Source organism: Streptomyces sp. NPDC104309, assembly GCF_055584025.1.
Genome location: NZ_JBVJMV010000004.1, coordinates 294,236 through 312,183, shown reverse-complemented (window position 1 = coordinate 312,183; position 17,948 = coordinate 294,236). Strand labels below are relative to the sequence as shown.

The window sequence follows — 17,948 nt, the reverse complement described above, 5'->3', positions numbered from 1 at the left end:
GCCTCCTGGTGTTGCTGTGGGACCATCCTAGCTTGGATTCAGTCTAAAGTTGTCCACAATCGATTCCGGGATGACCCAGGGAACCGCCGGCCACCCGTCACGGCTGCCCGTACCCGTCCAGGAAGTGCGCGATCCGGGTCACCGCGTCCGTCAGATCCTCGGTCGAGGGCAGCGTCACGACGCGGAAGTGATCGGGCTCCGGCCAGTTGAACCCGGTGCCGTGCACGACCATGATCTTCTCGGCCCGCAGCAGGTCGAGGACCATCTGCCGGTCGTCCTTGATCTTGTAGACCTTGGGGTCGAGGCGCGGGAAGAGATACAGCGCCCCCTTCGGCTTCACACAGGTCACACCCGGAATCGAGGTCAGGAGGTCGTACGCGACATCCCGCTGCTCCAGGATGCGGCCGCCCGGCAGCACCAGCTCGTTGATCGACTGCCGGCCGCCGAGCGCGCTGGCCACGGCGTGCTGCGACGGCATATTGGCGCAGAGCCGCATATTGGCGAGGATCGTCAGCCCCTCGATGTACGAGGAGGCGTGCGCCTTCGGGCCGCAGACCGCCAGCCAACCGGACCGGTACCCGGCCACCCGGTAGTTCTTGGAGAGCCCGTTGAAGGTGAGCACCATCAGATCGGGGGCGATCGTCGCGGTCGGGGTGTGGGTCGCTCCGTCGTACAGGATCCGGTCGTAGATCTCGTCGGAGCAGACGACCAGGTTGTGGCGCCGGGCGATCTCCGTCAGCCCGCGCAGCATCTCGTCGTCGTAGACGGCGCCTGTCGGGTTGTTCGGGTTGATGATCACGATCGCCTTGGTGCGGTCGGTGATCTTCCGCTCGATGTCGGCGAGGTCCGGCATCCAGTCGGCCTGCTCGTCGCACCGGTAGTGCACGGCCGTACCGCCGGCCAGCGACACCGACGCGGTCCACAGCGGATAGTCCGGGGCCGGTACGAGGACCTCGTCGCCGTCGTCGAGCAGCGCCTGCATCGACATCTGGATCAGCTCGGAGACGCCGTTGCCCAGGTAGACGTCCTCGACATCGAGGTCGATCCCCTTGGTCTGGTAGTGCTGCATCACCGCCCGCCGCGCGGACAGCAGCCCCTTCGCGTCGCCGTAGCCGTGCGCCCCGGCGAGGTTGCGCAGTATGTCTTCGAGGATCTCGGGCGGGCACTCGAACCCGAACGCGGCAGGGTTGCCGGTGTTCAGCTTGAGGATGCGGTGACCGGCCGCTTCCAGCCGCATCGCCTCCTCCAGCACAGGGCCCCGGATTTCGTAACAGACATTGGCGAGCTTCGTGGACTGGATGACCTGCATGTCTGGGAGCTTACGACCGTGTTTCGCGGGCCGCCCGGCCTTCCGCACCCGGTTGCCCCACCCGGGTGCGCGACGCGCCGCCGCCCGACTTCCATAGCCATGCGTCCACCGTCCCCGGACCGTGAGAACGCCGGTGGGGGACGGGGCGGGGCTTGGAAAGGGCCGGAACGGGGACGTGACGGAGACGGACGGGTGAGATGCGCCACGTGAGCGGAAGTGTTCGAGGGGTGAGCGCCGTGCAGAGGGCGCGCCCCCGCCCATGCGCCCTCGCGAGGGGGGCGCACTCTCGGCTCCTCCCGTCACTCGGGCAGTCGTGTGCCCCGCGACGTCACTCCGGCAGTCGTGTTCCCTGTGACCTCACTCCGGCAGTCGTGTGCCCGGGGGCAGGTGGATGCCGAAGTCGGTCGCCAGCACGTGGAGCACCTCGTCGTTGCTCGCCAGCCGCCGTTCCTCGCGGGTGCCGTCGTGCGCGGTGACCGTGAGGGTGCGGCCGGTCAGCGACAGATGCGCGTCCGGGGCGGTGCGCTGGACGTACACCTGGTGCTGGAACGGGGAGCGCGGATTGGTCGCTATGTGCCAGTTGATGACCTCGTAGTCCGGTGCCTCGAAGGGCTCCAGCGTGAAGGCGTACTGGGCCTCCCACCCCCCGTCGCCGGTGAGTGCCTGGAGCTCCCACTGCTCCAGCGGCCCGTCGTGCGGAGTGTTCACGAGCCGGTGGCGGCGCGGGGCGTCGTGCAGCTCCGCGTCCGCGACCAGCGGGATCGGCTCCAGCAGCGAGCCGGTGGCGCCGAAGCCGACATCGGCCAGATACGGGGTCGGCCCGCCCGGCACCCGTGCCAGCATCAGCATGTGGGTCCGCGGCCGTACGTCCCCGGGCCCGGCGCCCAGCACCACCCGTGCGCAGAGCAGGGTGATCTCGAACCCGAGCGCGGTCAGCGCGGCGGCCAGCAGCGTGTTCTGCTCGTAGCAGTACCCGCCGCGCCGGCCGCGTACGAGCTTCGCCTCCAGGTCCGCGAGCGCGAGCGAGGGCGCGCTGCCCAGGACCGGGTCCAGATTCTCGAACGGGATGCCCAGCGCGTGGGCACGGTGCACGGAGCGCAGTACCTCCGCCGTCGGCCGGCGTTCCCCGGTCCAGCCGATGCGGGCGAGATAGGCGTCGAGAGCGAGGCCGGGGCCGGGGCGTCGGCCGTGATCGGCCGCGTGGTCGGATGTCATGCGCCGACCGTACGCAAACGGGCGCGTCAGCGGATCAGCAGGTCCACCACGCCCGTCGTGCTCTCGTTGCCCCGCCCGTCCGCGAGGAGGCGTCCCATCAGGGCCAGGTAGGGCGTCAGCAGCTCGCTGCTGACGCCCTGTTCCTCCGCAGTGCGCAGCAGCGTGGCACTGCCCGCGACCTGCATGGCGAGGTTGGAGACGACCCCCCGTGTGTAGTCTCCGTCGGCCAGTTGGGCGGCGGACGTGTGCACGGAGGGCGTCATGGCGACGAGCCAGTCGGCGAGCAGCGGGGCGAGAGTCGCCGGGTCGATGTCCTCCTTGCGGATCAGGGCGAAGGCGTGGGAGACCCCGGCGAACATCCCGTACATCGCACTCAGCAGCGCCACGTCGTGCAGGGCGGCGAATCCGGCGTCCTCGCCGACGTAGGAGGTGCCGGCCGGTACGGCCAGGACGTCGCGGTGGGCGTCGAAGAGGGCGCGGGAGCCGCTGTAGAAGACGTACGCGCCGGAGCCCGGGGCGCCGATCATCGGCGGGACCGCCATGATTCCGCCGTCCAGGAAGCGGGCCCCGCGCTCGCGGGCCCAGGTGGCGCGGGCGCGGGCCCGGTCGGGGGTGGACGTGGTGAGGTCGACCAGATCCTTTCCGGCCAGGTCGACGCCGGTCAGGGTCTCGTCGACCGAGGCGTCGTCGAGCAGGCACGTGACGACGAGCCCGCCCGCCGCCACCGCCTCGGCGGCGGTCGGGGCGGCGAGTGCCCCGTCCGCGGCGAGCGGCTCGGCACGGCCCGGCCCGCGGTTCCAGACGGTGAGCGGATGCCCGGCGGCGAGCCAGGCGCGAGCGAGCGCGGTGCCCATGGCACCGAGCCCGAGGAGAGTGAGCGGCGACTTCTCACCTGCGTTGTCGGTCATGCCGATTAGGCTTGTCGCAGGCCCGGAAGTGATCAAGTACGCACTTCGGAGTGGGTGGTTACCGCCAGGTGAGCGAGCAGGTGGGAGGGCTGGACCATGGGGACCGTACGGAGGCCGGGGGCGTACGTCTGCGGGATCGACGCGGCGATGGACGTGATCGGCGGCAAGTGGAAGGTACTGATCCTCTGGGCGCTCAACGAGCGGGTGTGCCGCTTCGGCGAGCTGCGCAGGATGGTGCCGGGGGTGACGGAGAAGGTGCTCACGTCACATCTGCGAGAGCTTGAAGAGGACGGCATCGTGCACCGGGAGGTGCATGCGGAGGTGCCGCCGCGGGTCGAGTACTCACTGACCCCGCTGGGCTTCGGGCTCAACGAGGCGCTGGCACCGCTCGGCGCCTGGGGAAGGGAGAACGTCCTCGTGGACGCCGAGCGGCCGCTGCCCTGACGGGTGCCCGTGGTTACGCGCCCTTGTCCTCGGCGAGCGTGTGCGCGACCAGGGCGTTGGCGTGTCCGTGCCCCAAACCGTGTGCGGATTTGAGCCAGTTGACGATGTCCACGTGCTTGGTCTGCGGGGAGGACCGGATCAGGTCCTTCCACTCCGCGATCGGGCGGCCGTACTTCTTCTCGATCGACGGGAAATAGCTTGCGGGGCCCCTCACGGCATCAGTCATGGCGGGCATTCTGCCACCGTCGACGGTGATCAACCGGGCGATGTCCGGCGGCCGGGCGGGCCGGGCCGTGCTTCCGCCGCCGTCGGCAGCTCGCAATCCGAGTGCGGCGGTGGACCGCGCTCCGGCACACTGCGCCGGTGAACGCAGTTCCTTCTCCGTCGCCGCAGGCGCGGGCCCTGAGCCATGTCGCGTCCCGGTCCGCGGGCCGGCCGCTCGACCCCGACCTGCCCCTCACGCTGAACTTCCACCCGGACCGGCTGGTGGGCGGCCGGCCGATCCTGGACCGGCTGGCCGAGGACGGTGTCTACCGGTCGCAGTTCGTCACCGGCACCGGCAACGGCGGCCTGACCGCGCACCCGGGCGGAGACCGGTGGCGCTGGGAGAGCCGGATCTTCGGCGGCGCGTACGACGACGCGCCCGCCGAACAGCGGCCGGTGTACGGCGCGTTGAACTTCCGTCGGAAGGCCGTCGGGGCGGCGCCGAGGTTCGGTTCCGCGTACTTCCGGCTGAACGCGGACACCCTGCCTCGGGCCACGTTCTGCTACCCGGACAGCGCCGTCGGGCCGACGGACTTCGGTGTCGCCTCCGGTACGCACCTTGTCGAACTGGCCGAGGCCGACGACCGGGACGCGCTCGACGACTACATCGAGGCGCAGATCCATGGCCCGGTCCTCCTCGACCGCCACGTCGAGGCCCTGGTGCTGGACCCCGGATGCCGGTCCACACCGGTCGAGGCGGCGGCCGGCCGGCTCCCCTGCCGCACGGAGTGGCACGCGGGATTCCGGCTGACCGTCGAGCAGTTGCGGCGCCGTCCCGGCTACCGGGGCGCGGAGATCGTCGAGCTCGGCGCCGAGATCGCGCAGGACGGTGTGCTCGATCCGCGCATCGTCGGGGACGCCGTCCGCGCCGGCCGGTACGAGGCGCAGTCGCTCAAGAGGGTCTGGCACTGCCTGGCCCGCTTCGGCGCCCCGCCGCACCACCCGGCCGATCCGGCCGATCCGGCCGATCCGGCCGATCCGGGCACGGATCGTCGGGTCCGACGGGGCACGCGCTTCCTCACGTGAGTGCTCGTAAGGGAAGGAGTCCGGAGTGCTGGAGCGGCTGAACGAGGCCATGGAGCACATCGAGGGCCGTCTCGACCAGAGGATCGAGGCGGCCGATCTGGCCCGGATCGCGATGACGTCGGAGTACCACTTCCGGCGCATGTTCTCGGCGTTGGCCGGGATGCCGCTGTCGGAGTACATCCGGCGCAGACGGCTCACGCTCGCGGGCGCCGAGGTGCTGGCCGGCGAGCGGACGCTGCTGGAGGTCGCGGTGCGCTACGGCTACACCTCGGGAGAGGCGTTCGCGCGGGCGTTCCGGGCCATGCACGGTGTCGGTCCGGGCGAGGCCAGACGGACCGGCGCGGTTCTGCGGTCCCAGCCCCGGATGTCCTTCCGCCTCGTGGTCGAAGGGAGCAGCAGCATGCGGTACCGGATCGTGGAGAAGGAGGAGTTCCGTGTGGTCGGAAAGAAGGCGAGGGTTCCTCTGGTGCACGAGGGGGTGAACCCGGCCATCGCCGAGTTCATCAGGGGCATCGGCCCGGAGGCGGTGCGGCGCATCGCGGAACTGTCCGACCAGGAGCCGGAGGGAATCGTCTCGGTGAGCGACAACCTCGCCGAGGGCCGCGCGGAGGGGACCGAACTCGACTACTACCACGCCGTGGTGACCGGCGCGGCCGTGCCCGAGGACCTGGACGCACTGGTGGTCCCGGCGGGCACCTGGGCCGTCTTCGGGAACTCCGGGCCGTTCCCGCAGGCGCTCCAGTACGTGTGGCGGGACGTGTTCACCCAGTGGTTCCCGTCCAATCCGTACCGGAGCAGGCCCGGCCCCGAGATCCTGCGCACCCGGCTGTCGCAGGACGGCGGAGAGGCTGAAGCGGAACTCTGGATCCCGGTGGAGCGCACCAAGGTCTGAGGCCGGACGGCCCGACGTCGGACGGTCCGACACCCGACGGCCCGACACCCGACGGCCCGACACCGGATTGCCCGACACCGGGCGGTCCGGTGTCGGGCAATCCGAGACCGGGCGGCCGGAAACCGCCCCTTGTGGGGGCCCCTCGCGTACGCCAACATGCGCATGTCAAAACCGAAGGAACTTCGGTCGCAGGGGCCACTCGGGCCCTGCACAGGTCACTGGAGGGGACCCCCACATGAAGAAGCCTCTCGTCGGCGCGCTTTTCACCGTTCTGCTCCTCGGGGCGGGAATCGCACCCGCGACCGCGGCCACCAGCCACGACGCGGCCGCGACCGGCACGGTCAAGGCACAGATCCAGCCCAAGGAACAGATCAAGCCGAAGGCGGTCAACTTCGCCGGGACCGTCGCGCTCAGCAACTGTTCCGGCTCGGTCGTCCGTACGCCCGACTCCCAGCCCAACGACCCCGCGCTCGTGCTCTCCAACGGGCACTGCATGGAGTCGGGGTTCCCGGGACCGGGCCAGGTGGTGTTCGACCAGCCGTCCACCCGTAGCTTCACCCTGCTGAACGCCGCCGGCAGCGGCGTAGGCACCCTGCGGGCGAGCAAGATCGCGTACGGGACGATGACCGACACCGACATATCGGTGTACCAACTCACCCGCACCTACGCGCAGATCGAGAGCAGCTACGGCATCAAGGCGCTGGAGCTCAACACCGCGCACCCCGTCCAGGGCACGGCGATCACCGTCGTCTCCGGCTACTGGAAGCGCACGTACGCCTGCAACGTGGACGGATTCGTCTACCGTCTCAAGGAAGGCGCGTGGACCTGGAAGGACTCGGTCCGTTACACCTCCGCCTGCCAGACCATCGGCGGTACGTCCGGCTCCCCGGTGATCGACAACGCGACCGGCAAGGTCGTCGCCGTCAACAACACCGGCAACGAGGACGGCCAGCGGTGCACGGACAACAATCCGTGCGAGGTCGACGAGAGCGGCAATGTGACGGTGCGCCAGGGCATCAACTACGCCCAGGAGACCTACGGCATCGTGCCGTGCATCGGAACCGGCAACAAGTTCGACCTCAGCCGGCCGGGGTGTGCCCTGCCCAAGCCGTGAGTGTGTGACCCCGTCGCCGTCGCCGTCGCTGCCGTTCAGGCATCGACGGCGGTGGCCCGCCGCGCCACGCAGCATCGGATCGCACCGCGCACGGAAAAGCCCGCCGGAGTTCGGCGGGCTTTTCCGTGACCTCTCCGCGGCGCCGAGGGGAAACGTGATTTTCTTCGGTCGCCGAGAAATCGGAGCGAAAACGGGTCTCGCGCGTCGTCGCGGACGGGATCCCGGATTCCCGGGCCGGTCCCTGTCCCGTCGTCCGCGCCGATGACCCCACGGGCCGGGATCAGCGCTTGAAGGCGTCCTTGGTCTTCTCCTTGGCCTGGCGCATGTCGCCCTTGGCCTTCTTCGCGCGTCCCTCCGCGGTCAGGCTCTCATTGCCCACCGCGCGTCCGAGGGTCTCCTTGACCTTGCCCCTGACCTGATCGGCCTTGGCATCGACCTTTTTGTGTTTCGCGGCCACAGCGATCACTTCCCATCCGTCCTTCGGAAGAAGGGCGAGGATTCCTCTCAAGGCTACTGACCGGAATGAGTGGATCCAAACGTGTTCGCGTGATCGGACAGCGGATTTCGATGAGGGTTATATGGCCGAATGACGCGGAGAGAATCCGGATGGTGCGGAGAAAGTGGCGGGTGTGTATGTGCCGGGAGTGCCGGACGACGTCCAGGACGAGCGAGCGTCAGGAGGCCGATACTCAGGGTTCCCCTGGAGGGCCGATACTCATGGTTCCCCTGCCTCGCGTTCTTCTACCCGCCCTCGCGCCGCTCCGTGGACCCGGACACCGCGAGACGGCTCACCCGGACCCGTCGACGGCTCACCCGGGCTCATCCGCGAGAGTCAAAAAATTTCGGACGGCGATGTCGAGAACGCGTGACCGGCTCCGTCCCCGCTATGAACGCGATCAGAATGGGTCGCACAGCACCGAGGAGAAACACGATGGCCAAGTACTTGCTGCTCAAGCACTACCGCGGCGCCCCGGCACCGGTGAACGACGTCTGCATGGACCAGTGGACGCCGGAGGAGATCTCGGCGCACGTGCAGTACATGAACGACTTCGCGGCCCGCCTTGAAGAGACCGGCGAGTTCGTCGACGGTCAGGCGCTCGCCCCCGAGGGGACGTGGGTCCGGTACGACGGCGAGGGCCGCCCGCCGGTCACCGACGGCCCGTTCGCCGAGACCAAGGACCTCATCGCCGGCTGGATGGTGATCGACGTCGACAGCTACGAGCGCGCCATCGAGCTGGCCGGGGAACTGTCCGCCGCCCCCGGGGCGGGCGGGGAGCCGATCCACGAGTGGCTTGAGGTGCGCCCGTTCCTGACCGCGCCGCCCACCATCACGGAGTGACTTCTCGGATGGACGAGAACCTGCTCCGGAGCCTCACGCCGAGCGTGCTCGGGATCCTCGTCCGCCGCGGAGCCGACTTCGCGGCGGCCGAGGACGCCGTGCAGGACGCGCTGGTCGAGGCGGTCCGCGTCTGGCCGGCCGACCCACCACGGGACCCGAAGGGCTGGCTGGTCACCGTGGCCTGGCGCCGGTTCCTCGACGCGACCCGGGCGGACGCCGCCCGCCGTCGGCGAGAGGACCGCGTCGACGAGGAGCCGGCGCCGGGCCCGGCGCCCGCTGTGGACGACACGCTCCAGCTCTACTTCCTGTGCGCCCACCCGTCGCTGACCCCGTCCTCCGCGGTCGCGCTCACGCTGCGCGCCGTCGGCGGACTGACCACACGCCAGATCGCCCAGGCCTATCTGGTGCCCGAGGCGACCATGGCGCAGCGCATCAGCCGGGCCAAGCGCACCGTCGCCGGCCATGGGGTATCCCCTGCTCAAGCGGAGCCGAGAGCTCGGGGAAGGCTCGACCGGCCCGGCGACGTCGCCACCGTGCTGCGCGTCCTCTACCTGGTCTTCAACGAGGGCTACTCCGGCGACATCGACCTCGCCGCCGAGGCCATCCGGCTCACCCGGCAGCTCGCGGCCGTGGTCGACCACCCCGAGGTGGCGGGGCTGCTCGCCCTCATGCTGCTCCACCACGCCCGGCGCGCCGCCCGGACCGCGCCCGACGGCAGCCTGGTGCCGCTCGCCGAGCAGGACCGCGGCCGGTGGGACACCGGGTCGATCGCCGAGGGCGTCGAGATCCTGCAGGCGGCCCTCGCCCGCGACCGGCTGGGCGAGTTCCAGGCCCAGGCCGCCATCGCGGCACTCCACGCCGACGCGCCCACCGCCGAGGAGACCGACTGGGTGCAGATCGTCGAGTGGTACGACGAGCTCGCGCGCCTGACCGACAGCCCGGTCGTCCGGCTCAACCGCGCGGTGGCCGTCGGCGAGGCCGACGGACCGCGCGCCGGCCTGGTGGCGCTCGCGGCGCTGAACGACTCACTGCCCCGCCACGCCGCGGTGGCGGCGTACCTCCACGAGCGCGACGGAGACCCGGCGACGGCGGCACGGCTGTACGCCGAGGCGGCCCGGAAGGCATCCAACCTCGCCGAGCGCGACCACCTGACGCGCCAGGCCGCCCGGCTCAACGCCCGCGGGCGTCGCTGACGGATCGCGCCCGGATTCTCCCGCAGCACGCGGCGCGGCCCGTCTCCACTCGCGGCCCGTCTCCACTCGGCGCGGCCCGGTTCAGGGGCCGGCCGGGTCCGCCGGTACCGCAGGTGGGCCCATCGGTGGCTGGTGCGGGCCGCACGCGAGTCGCCGTGCGGCCCGCACCGGCTCACCGGCCGGCGGCGCGTCGGATCGCGGCATCGATCCCGTCGAGCAGCACGCCGAGTCCGACAGTGAAGGTCTCCCGCGCCTCGCGTTCCAGGTACGGCATCGCCTCGTCACCGGGAGCGGCCGAGGGCGGCTGCGGGGCGGACGCCCGCTCCATGGCGCTCAGGGCCGGGTAACGGTCCGCGAAGTCGGGTGCCACCTCGCCCAGCAGCGCCGAGCGGGCGAACCACCACTCCTCGTCCGTCTCGCCCGTCACCGCCGCGGCCTGCCGCGCCTCGGCGACCGTTCCGGCGCAGCCGCGGAGGAAGCGGGACAGCGTGCCGACCAGCCGCCGCAGGAGCGGAGCGTCGAGCCCGGTGCCGTTCAGGAGGCGTACGAGCGTGTCCAGGGCGGCGTACTCGTGCGGACCGAGGACCGGGCGGGCCTGGGAGACCTGGAGCACCCAGGGGTGGCGGAGGTGGAACGCGAGCGTGTCGTGCGCCCAATCGGTCAGCACCGCGCGCCAGTCGCCGGCATCGGCGTACTCCGTGGGCAGTTCGGCGTGGACCGCGTCGTACATCAGGTCCAGCAGCTCGCTCTTGCCGGGGACGTACGTGTAGAGCGCCATCGCGGTACGCCCCAGCCGTTCGCCCACCGCGCGCATCGAGAGCGCGGCCATGCCCTCCTCGTCGGCGACGGCGATCGCGGCGGTCACGATCGCGTCGACGCTCAGCCCCGGTCTGGGGCCCGGCGCGGGGCCGCGGCGTGGTCGCGCCGGCTGTTCGGCGCGCCACAGCAAGAGCATCGAACGGCGGGCATCGCCCTGTCCGGCAAAGACCACCACTTGCGACTCCTTACGCCATAAAGTAACTTCGCCCAGGCAATTCCTTATGCCATAAAGTATCAGTCGCAGAGAGTGGGTGCCGCGATGGGTCAGGCCTTGCCCGTGTCGTACGTACGGGTCGTGGGGGTGGAGCGGATCACCCCGCGGACGGCGCGCGTCGTCTTCGCCGGGGACGCGTTGGAGGAACTTCTGGAGGACCGGCCCGACCAGCAGATGAAGCTGTGCTTCCCGAGGGAGGGTCAGGGGGTGCCCCGTCTTCCGGAGCCGGACGCCGACGACACCTACGGCATGCGGTGGTACGAGGCGTACCTCGCGATCCCCGAACCGGAGCGTCCGCTGATGCGGAGCTTCACCGTTCGCGCGTACGACCGCCGGCGCGGGCTGATGACCGTCGACTTCGTGCTCCACGGGGACGACGGACCCGCCGCCCGCTGGGGCCGGGACGCGCGCCCCGGGGACGTCCTCGGCATGGTCGGTCCGTCGTCGGCCTACGCCCGGCCGCTGCCCGCCGCCGACTGGTTGCTGCTGGCCGGGGACGAGACGGCGCTCCCGGCGATCGGGACACTCCTGGAATACCTCCCGGCCGGGGCGCGGGCGGTGGTCCACGTCGAGGTCGCCGACGAGGCGGAGGAGCGGGTACTCGCATCGCCCGGCGACGTGACCGTCCACTGGGTGCACCGGGACCGGGGCGAGACGCTGGTGGACGCGGTGAGGGGCGCCGTGCTGCCCGCCGGATCCGGCGCGGCATGGCTGGCCGGTGAGGCCGGGGCGGTACGGGCCCTGCGCCGTCACCTGGTCGAGGAGCGCGGACTGCCCAAGAGGGCCGTGGAGTTCAGCGGCTACTGGCGGGAGCGCCTCACCCAGGACGACGCCCCGACCGAGGAGGACCTGGCCTGGGCGAAGGAGCGGGCGGCGGAGGACCGGGACCCGGCCTAGTGCTGCAAACCGTATCTGGGCGTGCGGTCTCGGATGCGGTTGCTGTGTCAACGGATCAAGCCTTAGGTTCAGCGGTCATGGGGGAATTCGAACATTCGGGGAAGACGGGCAGCAGCGTGCTACGCACCAAGCGGCTCTGGGCGGCTGTCGCACTGGGAACGGCCGCGCTGCTCGTCGCCGTCTGGGCCACGGTGGGCGACAAGTGGCCCTGGAGCGGCCTGCCGGACCGCGCGTGCTGGGGCTCCATCGACCGGTCGCTACTGACGAAGGCGGCCCCGTCCGGCGACGGATCCTGGGAGGTCACGGAGGGCAAGGACAGTTGGGGTGACCCGGAGTGCACGGTGCGGAGGGGCGACTGGCGGCTCAGCGCCACCGTGATGAAGGCACCTCTCAAGTCGCATCTGTGGTGGAGCCTCGGCAGGTTCTCGCTGCCCCATGACCTGCCCGGGATGATCAAAGTGAACGGTGATCGCGTGGACGGCTGGCTCCATCTGCCGCAGTGCCGGAACAAGCTGGTGAACGTCAACGTCCCCGGTGCGGAAGCGGACCGGCGAGCCGCTGCGGACCTCGCTGCCAGGACTCTGCTCGCCGTCGGCAATTCCCAGAACGCCAAATGCGGTGGCAAGCCCTTTCCCGTGCCCAGCAGCTTCGACTGGCCCGCGCTGAAGCCGGTACGTCTTTCTCGCGGAGAGTCGCCCTGCGGCGTGGCGGACGCCAAGACCGTACGGAGGTGGGCCGGCGGGGAGGTGTCCCAGCTCGGCGCTCTCGGTGACGCCCCGGTCAGCAGGTGCTCGGTGCTTGAAGACGGCGAGGACGAGCTCGACCTGGGACTCTTCTCGGCGGTTGTCCTGCGTGACAGGGCGACCCTGGACGCGTTCTCGCCGACCGGCGTACGGGCCGAAGTGCTGGTGTCGCCCGGTAGACCCCTGAAGTTGACGGGTGAGGACCTCCGTTACGACCGCGACGCTGTCACGGCTCTGGTGTGCGCCGAAGGCCGCGGGAGCAGGTACGTGCACGTATTCGCCTCGGGTACGGATGCCCAGTACGCGGAGATCAAGCGCGCTGTCCTGAACAAGGTCGCCGCCACCATGGGCTGCCACTGACACGCCGGCCGCTCGCAGCGGCGCGATGCCCCGCGCCACATGCGGTTGCATGCTGGTCCGGGTCGTCGAACCGGGGCCTCTCGTCCGGACCGGCCCGGATCAGCGGGTCCGGCCCACTCCCCGTACGGCCCGGATCAGCGGGTGCGGCCCGATCCCCGCACGGCCCGGCCCGCCAGCACCTGCGTCCGGCGGCCGTCCTCGATGACGAAGCGGCCGTCGATCAGCACGTGCGGGATGCCGACGGGCAACGTACGCGGTTGTTCGAACGTCGAGCCGGCCGCCACCGTCTCCGCGTCGAAGAGGACCAGGTCGGCGCGGTAGCCCTCGCGCACGTACCCCCGGTCGGCCAGGCGCAGCCGCTTCGCGGGGCGGGAGGTGAGGTGGGCGACGCACTCCTCCAGGGACAGGATGCCCAACTCCCGCACGTACCGGCCGAGATACTGCGGGAACGTGCCGTACGCGCGCGGATGCGGCTTGTCGCCCTGGAGGATGCCGTCGCTGCCGCCGGTGTGCACCCGGTGGCGCATGATCTGCCGGACGTTCTCCTCGTGGCCCACGTGCTGGAGGATCGTCGAGCCGAGCCGGTCGTCGATGAGCAGCCGGCGCGCGGTCACCCAGGGCGCCTCGCCCCGCAGCCGGGCGGACTCGGCCACCGTACGGCCGACCCGGTCGGCGAGGCCGGGCGCGCTGACGCCCGAGATCTCGATCGTGTCCCACTCGATCGGCACGCCGTGGCAGCCGTCCGAGCCCAGCACCTCCAGGTGGTGCCGGATCCGCTCCGCCGTCGCGTCGTCCGCGAGCCGGGCGAGGACGGCCTCGGGCCCGCCCTCGCTCGCCCAGCTCGGCAGCATCGCGACGAGGGTCGTGCAGCCGGGGGTGTACGGGTAGGTGTCCAGGGAGATGTCCGCGCCCGCGTCGAGGGCGTCGTCGAGAAGGGCGAGGAGGTCCGGCGCCCTGCCCTCGTTCACGCCGAAGTTCATCGTGGCGTGGGCGAGGTGGAGGGCGCAGCCCGCGTTCCGGGTGAGGCGCACCATCTCCGCGTACGCGTCGAGCGCCCCCGCCCCGTACGAGCGGTGGTGCGGGCAGTAGTAGCCGCCGTGGCCGGCCACCACCCGGCACAGTTCGGTGAGTTCGGCGTCGTCCGCGTACATGCCGGGGGTGTACGTGAGGCCGGAGGACATGCCTACCGCACCGTCCGTCATGCCCTGGGCGACGAGTTCCTTCATCCGGGTCAGTTCGGCTTCGGTGGCCGTCCGGTCCTCCCAGCCCATCGCGTACATCCGGACCGTGCCCTGCGGGATGAGGTAGGCGGCGTTGACCGCGATGCCCCGGCCGTCGAAGTTGCGGTCCAGCCGGTCCAGGTACTCGCCGACCGTGCGCCAGTCGAAGTCGAGATCCGTGTCCTCGGGCGCACCGCCGTTCCAGCCGGTGATCGCCCTGCGTACCTCCGCGAGCGTCCGGTCGTCGACCGGGGCGTACGACAGGCCGTCCTGGCCGAGGACTTCGAGCGTGACGCCTTGCGCGGCCTTGGCGCTGTGGTCCGGGTCGCGGAGCAGTGCGAGGTCGCTGTGCGCGTGCATGTCGACGAAGCCGGGGGAGAGGGCGAGCCCGTCGGCGTCGAGGGTGCGGCGGGCGGTGGGGCGCGGGCCGGGGGCGTGTTCGGGGTGGATCTCGGCGATCCGGCCGCCGTCGACGGCCACGTCGGCGCGGCGGGCGGGTGTGCCGGTGCCGTCGACGACGTGGGCGTTGCGGATGACCAGGTCCATGCGGAGGGCCGCCTTTCACCGGAATCGGGCCCCTCCGGCGTTCGAGGAGCTGGGGTCCGGGGCCGGAGCCCCGGACCCGGGAAGGGTCAGAAGAAGGTGCGGATGTAGTCCGTGACCGTGCCGTCCGCCTCCACCAGCGGAATCAGCTGCCACTTGTCGAAGCTCGTGCACGGATGCGACAGGCCCATCCCCACCCAGTCGCCCACTTCCAGCTCCGCGTCCGGCTCCGTGCGCAGCCAGGTGTGCTGGTCGGACAGACCGTTGACCGTGAGCCCCGTCGCGGGCCGGACCGTGCCGTCGCGGCCGGACCGGACGACCTGCGCCTGCGGGAGGTCGAGGTCGTACGCCGCGTCCCGCTTGCCCGCGTTGAGGAACGCCTGCTCGGCACAGGGCCGGGACACGACCTGCGCCCAGAGCCGGAAGGCGGGCCGCAGAGCCCCCTCCTCCGGGACGCGGTTGAACGGGGTGAGGTGGCGGTAGTGGCCGTCGTCGTGCGAGACGTACGCCCCCGAACGCAGCAGCTTGAGCACCGGGGCGGAGAGGTCCGGGATGTCCGCGAACACGTCCGCCACCGCGTCGAACCACGCGCTGCCGCCCGCGCTGATCACGATGCCCTCGGCCGCCGTCGCCGCGAACCGGCCCGCCCGGTCGAAGTCGGCGGCCAGCGCGACGAGCCGTCGCAGCCACTCGCGTACCCGGTCGTCGGACGCGTCCGGCACCTCGCCCTCGTAGCCGGCCACGCCCACCAGACGCAGCGTCCCGGTGGCGGCCACCGCGTCGGCGACCACCGCGCATTCGGCCTCGGTCCGGACGCCGGTGCGGGCGCCCTCGCCCGCGCCCAGCTCCACGACGACGTCGACGGGCCGGGAGGCGCCCGCCGCCCGCAGCGCCTCGTCCATCAGCTCCACGCCGCGCACCGAGTCGACGTAACAGATGAAGCGGAACTCCGGGTCGGTGTCCAGCTCGCCGGCGAGCCAGCGCAGGGCCGTCGCGTCGACGAGCTCGTTGGCGAGGAAGATCCGCCGGATCCCGTACGCCCGGTAGACCCGCGCTTGGTGCGGCACGGCAGCGGTGATGCCCCAGGCGCCGTGCGCCAGCTGGCGGGCGAAGAGCTGCGGTGACATGGAGGTCTTGCCGTGCGGGGCGAAGGCGAGCCCGTGGCGCTCTGCGTACGTCTCCAGGAGCGCGAGGTTGTGCTCGACCGACTCGGCGGACAGCGCGAGCACCGGGGTGGTGAAGCCGCCCGTGAAGAGACTGCGCCGTTCGGCGGCGAGGGCGCCCACGGTCAGGCCCTCCGCGTCGGGAGGGAGTGCCTTGAAACGGTGGTCGACCAGCTCGTCGGCAAGTCCGGCCACAGGACGGTCGGCGGCCAAGGGGGCCTCCTCGATCGAAGTAGTCGTTGCAGCATATGCAACACCCATTGCGTATATCGCTCAACGCTGTCTAACATCCGAGCCGACGCCGGGTCAATGCCGAGAGCCGGCTCCGCCTCTCCCGGAACCACTGCCCCGAATCACCGAAGCCACCTACCCCGTGAGGAGCCCCGAGTGTCCGGAACCCCGGCCAGGACCGCCGAGACCGCCACGGCCGCCGAGGTCGTGTGCCTCGGCGAGTCCATGGTGACGTTCCTGCCGTCGCAGCCCGGACGCCTCGCCGACGTGCCCTCCTTCGGCCGCGGCATCGGCGGCGCCGAGTCCAATGTCGCCTGCGCGCTCGCCGCGGCCGGGCACCGGACGGCCTGGGTCAGCAGGGTCGGCGTCGACGGATTCGGGGACCACCTCGTGGAGGCGATCGCCGGGTACGGGGTCGACACCTCCGCCGTGCGGCGCGATCCGGACCGTCCCACCGGGATCTACTTCCGTACGGCGACGGACCGGGCCACCGAGGTGCACGAGGTCGCGTACTACCGGGCCGGGTCCGCCGCCTCCGCGATGTCCCCGGACAACGTCCCGTACGAGGCGCTGCCCGCCGCCCGCGTCCTGCACCTGTCCGGCATCACGGCGGCGCTCTCCGCCGACTGCCTGGCCCTGCTCCACGACCTGACGGCGCCCCGGCCCGACCGCCCGCTGATCTCCTTCGACGTCAACCACCGCCCCGGCCTGTGGCGCGACGCCGACGCCGCCCCCGGCGTCCTCCTGGACCTGGCCCGCCGCTGCGACCTGGTCTTCGTCGGTGAGGACGAGGCGGAGGAGGCGTGGCAGGTGCGCGGCGCGGAGGCGATCCGCGCGGCGCTGCCGGAGCCCGCGGTGCTGGTCGTGAAGCGCGGCGGCGCGGGGGCGACGGTCTTCTCGCGGACCGACGGGACCGACACCGTTACCACCGTCCCCGCCCTCCGTGTCGATGTCGTCGCCCCCGTCGGCGCGGGCGACGCCTTCGCCGCCGGGTTCCTCTCCGCCACCCTGCGCGACCTCCCCGTCCGCGACCGCGTCCGGCACGGCCATCTGATGGCCGCCGCCGTCCTCACCGTCCCCGGCGATCTCACCGGGCCTCCGGCCCGCGCGCACGCCGACGCCCTTGCCGCACTGGACGACGACGCCTGGGGGAGACTTCGTCTCGGCCCCGGGTGGACGGGGGACGACCAGGAGGTACGTACGACGTGAGCGGGCGCAGAGAGCGAACGGACCAGAGGAGCGTCCCGGGCGAGGGCCGGGCCGGGAACAGCGAGGCACGCGCATGAGCCAGACCGTCGACCGGGCGCTGAGCATCCTGCCGCTGCTCGCCCAGGGGCCCGCCGACCTCGGGCAGGTCGCCGAGCGGCTCGGCGTCCACAAGTCCACCGCGCTGCGCCTGCTCCGCACGCTCCACGAGCACGGACTCGTCTACCGCCAGCAGGACCAGCGCTACCGCCTCGGCGCCCGCCTCTTCGCGCTCGCGCAGGAGGCCGTCGAGAACCTCGACGTACGGGAGGTCGCCCACCCCCACCTCGTCGAACTCAACGAGAGCTGTGGCCACACCGTGCACCTCGCGGTGTACGAGGAGCACGAGGTCCTCTACATCGACAAGGTCGAGAGCCGCTACCCGGTCCGGATGTACTCGCGGATCGGGAAGCCCGTCGCGATCACCGTCGCCGCCGTGGCCAAGCTGCTCCTCGCCGACCTCACCGAGCCCGAGCGGCGCGCCATCGCCGAGAAGCTCGACTACCCCATGTACACGTCCCGTTCGATCCCGAACGCCGGTGCCTTCCTCAAGGAGCTCGCCGTCGTCCGTGAACAGGGCTGGGCCACCGACCTCGGCGGCCACGAGGAGTCCATCAACTGCGTCGGCGCCCCCATCCGGGGCGCCGACGGGCGGGTCGTCGCCGCGATGTCGGTGTCCGCGCCCAATGTCGTCGTCACGGCCGAGGAACTCCTCACCCTGCTCCCCCTGGTGCGCCGCACCGCCGACGCCATCAGCCGGGAGTACTCCGGCACCAACCAACCCAACCAGCCAAGGAAAGCCTGAACAG

The 17,948-nt window shown here is 71.4% G+C and carries 18 protein-coding genes; 10 read left to right on the top strand and 8 right to left on the bottom strand.

Translation table 11 applies throughout. The features are described from left to right. Positions 1-97: 97 nt before the first annotated feature. The 3 genes from ACZ68L_RS07745 to ACZ68L_RS07735 form a co-directional block, all read right to left on the bottom strand. Complete coding sequence (locus ACZ68L_RS07745) at positions 98-1,309, bottom strand: pyridoxal phosphate-dependent aminotransferase (protein ID WP_469574990.1); 1,212 nt, start codon at positions 1,307-1,309, stop codon at positions 98-100. Positions 1,310-1,666: 357 nt separating this feature from the next. Next, entirely contained in the window at positions 1,667-2,524 is an 858-nt protein-coding gene (locus tag ACZ68L_RS07740) for an arylamine N-acetyltransferase family protein (protein ID WP_469574989.1), read from the bottom strand. A 26-nt stretch (positions 2,525-2,550) separates the two neighbouring features. Continuing rightward, the gene (locus ACZ68L_RS07735) at positions 2,551-3,432 is read right to left on the bottom strand and encodes an NAD(P)-dependent oxidoreductase (RefSeq protein ID WP_469574987.1); all 882 of its coding nucleotides are present in this window, start codon (positions 3,430-3,432) and stop codon (positions 2,551-2,553) included. 96 nt (positions 3,433-3,528) lie between these two features. Between ACZ68L_RS07735 and ACZ68L_RS07730 the strand changes: the two genes are divergently transcribed. Beyond that, positions 3,529-3,876 (top strand): winged helix-turn-helix transcriptional regulator, encoded by a 348-nt coding sequence (locus ACZ68L_RS07730; RefSeq protein ID WP_469574985.1) that lies wholly within the window; start codon positions 3,529-3,531, stop codon positions 3,874-3,876. Positions 3,877-3,889: 13 nt separating this feature from the next. On the opposite strand, the gene ACZ68L_RS07725 is transcribed toward ACZ68L_RS07730, so the two are convergent. Beyond that, complete coding sequence (locus tag ACZ68L_RS07725) at positions 3,890-4,102, bottom strand: DUF4287 domain-containing protein (protein ID WP_469574983.1); 213 nt, start codon at positions 4,100-4,102, stop codon at positions 3,890-3,892. A gap of 137 nt (positions 4,103-4,239) precedes the next feature. On the opposite strand from ACZ68L_RS07725, the gene ACZ68L_RS07720 reads away from it, so the two are divergent. The 3 genes from ACZ68L_RS07720 to ACZ68L_RS07710 all read left to right on the top strand — a co-directional run bounded on the left by ACZ68L_RS07720 (position 4,240) and on the right by ACZ68L_RS07710 (position 7,172). Next, positions 4,240-5,166, top strand: a complete 927-nt coding sequence (locus ACZ68L_RS07720) for a DUF3626 domain-containing protein (RefSeq protein ID WP_469574981.1) — start codon at positions 4,240-4,242, stop codon at positions 5,164-5,166. Between the two features lie 25 nt (positions 5,167-5,191). Further along, positions 5,192-6,058, top strand: a complete 867-nt coding sequence (locus tag ACZ68L_RS07715) for an AraC family transcriptional regulator (protein ID WP_469574979.1) — start codon at positions 5,192-5,194, stop codon at positions 6,056-6,058. A 235-nt stretch (positions 6,059-6,293) separates the two neighbouring features. Next, positions 6,294-7,172, top strand: coding sequence for a S1 family peptidase (locus tag ACZ68L_RS07710; RefSeq protein ID WP_469574977.1), 879 nt, complete (start codon positions 6,294-6,296; stop codon positions 7,170-7,172). Positions 7,173-7,452: 280 nt separating this feature from the next. On the opposite strand, the gene ACZ68L_RS07705 is transcribed toward ACZ68L_RS07710, so the two are convergent. Beyond that, entirely contained in the window at positions 7,453-7,635 is a 183-nt protein-coding gene (locus tag ACZ68L_RS07705) for a CsbD family protein (RefSeq protein ID WP_469575292.1), read from the bottom strand. 468 nt (positions 7,636-8,103) lie between these two features. Here ACZ68L_RS07705 and ACZ68L_RS07700 point away from each other — a divergent pair, with 468 nt between their 5' ends. Both ACZ68L_RS07700 and ACZ68L_RS07695 read left to right on the top strand, forming a co-directional pair. Next, positions 8,104-8,511 (top strand): YciI family protein, encoded by a 408-nt coding sequence (locus ACZ68L_RS07700; RefSeq protein WP_469574976.1) that lies wholly within the window; start codon positions 8,104-8,106, stop codon positions 8,509-8,511. Positions 8,512-8,519: 8 nt separating this feature from the next. Further along, on the top strand, positions 8,520-9,704 hold the full coding sequence (locus tag ACZ68L_RS07695) for an RNA polymerase sigma factor (RefSeq protein WP_469575291.1): 1,185 nt from the start codon (positions 8,520-8,522) through the stop codon (positions 9,702-9,704). A 172-nt stretch (positions 9,705-9,876) separates the two neighbouring features. Here the strand turns inward: ACZ68L_RS07695 and ACZ68L_RS07690 are convergent, their stop codons facing one another. Further along, a complete protein-coding gene (locus ACZ68L_RS07690) occupies positions 9,877-10,698 on the bottom strand; it encodes a TetR/AcrR family transcriptional regulator (protein ID WP_469574975.1) in 822 nt (273 codons plus the stop codon). Positions 10,699-10,782: 84 nt separating this feature from the next. Here ACZ68L_RS07690 and ACZ68L_RS07685 point away from each other — a divergent pair, with 84 nt between their 5' ends. Further along, complete coding sequence (locus ACZ68L_RS07685) at positions 10,783-11,634, top strand: siderophore-interacting protein (RefSeq protein ID WP_469574974.1); 852 nt, start codon at positions 10,783-10,785, stop codon at positions 11,632-11,634. A gap of 77 nt (positions 11,635-11,711) precedes the next feature. After that, positions 11,712-12,737, top strand: a complete 1,026-nt coding sequence (locus ACZ68L_RS07680) for a hypothetical protein (RefSeq protein WP_469574973.1) — start codon at positions 11,712-11,714, stop codon at positions 12,735-12,737. A gap of 134 nt (positions 12,738-12,871) precedes the next feature. On the opposite strand, the gene ACZ68L_RS07675 is transcribed toward ACZ68L_RS07680, so the two are convergent. Then, the gene (locus ACZ68L_RS07675) at positions 12,872-14,503 is read right to left on the bottom strand and encodes an N-acyl-D-amino-acid deacylase family protein (RefSeq protein WP_469574972.1); all 1,632 of its coding nucleotides are present in this window, start codon (positions 14,501-14,503) and stop codon (positions 12,872-12,874) included. A gap of 86 nt (positions 14,504-14,589) precedes the next feature. Then, the gene (locus ACZ68L_RS07670; protein ID WP_469574971.1) at positions 14,590-15,924 is read right to left on the bottom strand and encodes an alanine racemase; all 1,335 of its coding nucleotides are present in this window, start codon (positions 15,922-15,924) and stop codon (positions 14,590-14,592) included. Positions 15,925-16,050: 126 nt separating this feature from the next. On the opposite strand from ACZ68L_RS07670, the gene ACZ68L_RS07665 reads away from it, so the two are divergent. Both ACZ68L_RS07665 and ACZ68L_RS07660 read left to right on the top strand, forming a co-directional pair. Beyond that, positions 16,051-17,103, top strand: a complete 1,053-nt coding sequence (locus tag ACZ68L_RS07665; protein WP_469574969.1) for a sugar kinase — start codon at positions 16,051-16,053, stop codon at positions 17,101-17,103. Between the two features lie 73 nt (positions 17,104-17,176). Next, positions 17,177-17,944 (top strand): IclR family transcriptional regulator, encoded by a 768-nt coding sequence (locus ACZ68L_RS07660; protein ID WP_469574967.1) that lies wholly within the window; start codon positions 17,177-17,179, stop codon positions 17,942-17,944. Positions 17,945-17,948: the final 4 nt, after the last annotated feature.

Bases quoted from the DNA above. Each gene is read 5' to 3' on its own strand.
- ACZ68L_RS07745 (WP_469574990.1), bottom strand. From the start codon at position 1,309: ATGCAGGTCATCCAGTCCACGAAGCTCGCCAATGTCTGTTACGAAATC.
- ACZ68L_RS07740 (WP_469574989.1), bottom strand. From the start codon at position 2,524: ATGACATCCGACCACGCGGCCGATCACGGCCGACGCCCCGGCCCCGGC.
- ACZ68L_RS07735 (WP_469574987.1), bottom strand. From the start codon at position 3,432: ATGACCGACAACGCAGGTGAGAAGTCGCCGCTCACTCTCCTCGGGCTC.
- ACZ68L_RS07730 (WP_469574985.1), top strand. From the start codon at position 3,529: ATGGGGACCGTACGGAGGCCGGGGGCGTACGTCTGCGGGATCGACGCG.
- ACZ68L_RS07725 (WP_469574983.1), bottom strand. From the start codon at position 4,102: ATGACTGATGCCGTGAGGGGCCCCGCAAGCTATTTCCCGTCGATCGAG.
- ACZ68L_RS07710 (WP_469574977.1), top strand. From the start codon at position 6,294: ATGAAGAAGCCTCTCGTCGGCGCGCTTTTCACCGTTCTGCTCCTCGGG.
- ACZ68L_RS07700 (WP_469574976.1), top strand. From the start codon at position 8,104: ATGGCCAAGTACTTGCTGCTCAAGCACTACCGCGGCGCCCCGGCACCG.
- ACZ68L_RS07695 (WP_469575291.1), top strand. From the start codon at position 8,520: ATGGACGAGAACCTGCTCCGGAGCCTCACGCCGAGCGTGCTCGGGATC.
- ACZ68L_RS07685 (WP_469574974.1), top strand. From the start codon at position 10,783: ATGGGTCAGGCCTTGCCCGTGTCGTACGTACGGGTCGTGGGGGTGGAG.
- ACZ68L_RS07680 (WP_469574973.1), top strand. From the start codon at position 11,712: ATGGGGGAATTCGAACATTCGGGGAAGACGGGCAGCAGCGTGCTACGC.
- ACZ68L_RS07675 (WP_469574972.1), bottom strand. From the start codon at position 14,503: ATGGACCTGGTCATCCGCAACGCCCACGTCGTCGACGGCACCGGCACA.
- ACZ68L_RS07670 (WP_469574971.1), bottom strand. From the start codon at position 15,924: ATGGGTGTTGCATATGCTGCAACGACTACTTCGATCGAGGAGGCCCCC.
- ACZ68L_RS07660 (WP_469574967.1), top strand. From the start codon at position 17,177: ATGAGCCAGACCGTCGACCGGGCGCTGAGCATCCTGCCGCTGCTCGCC.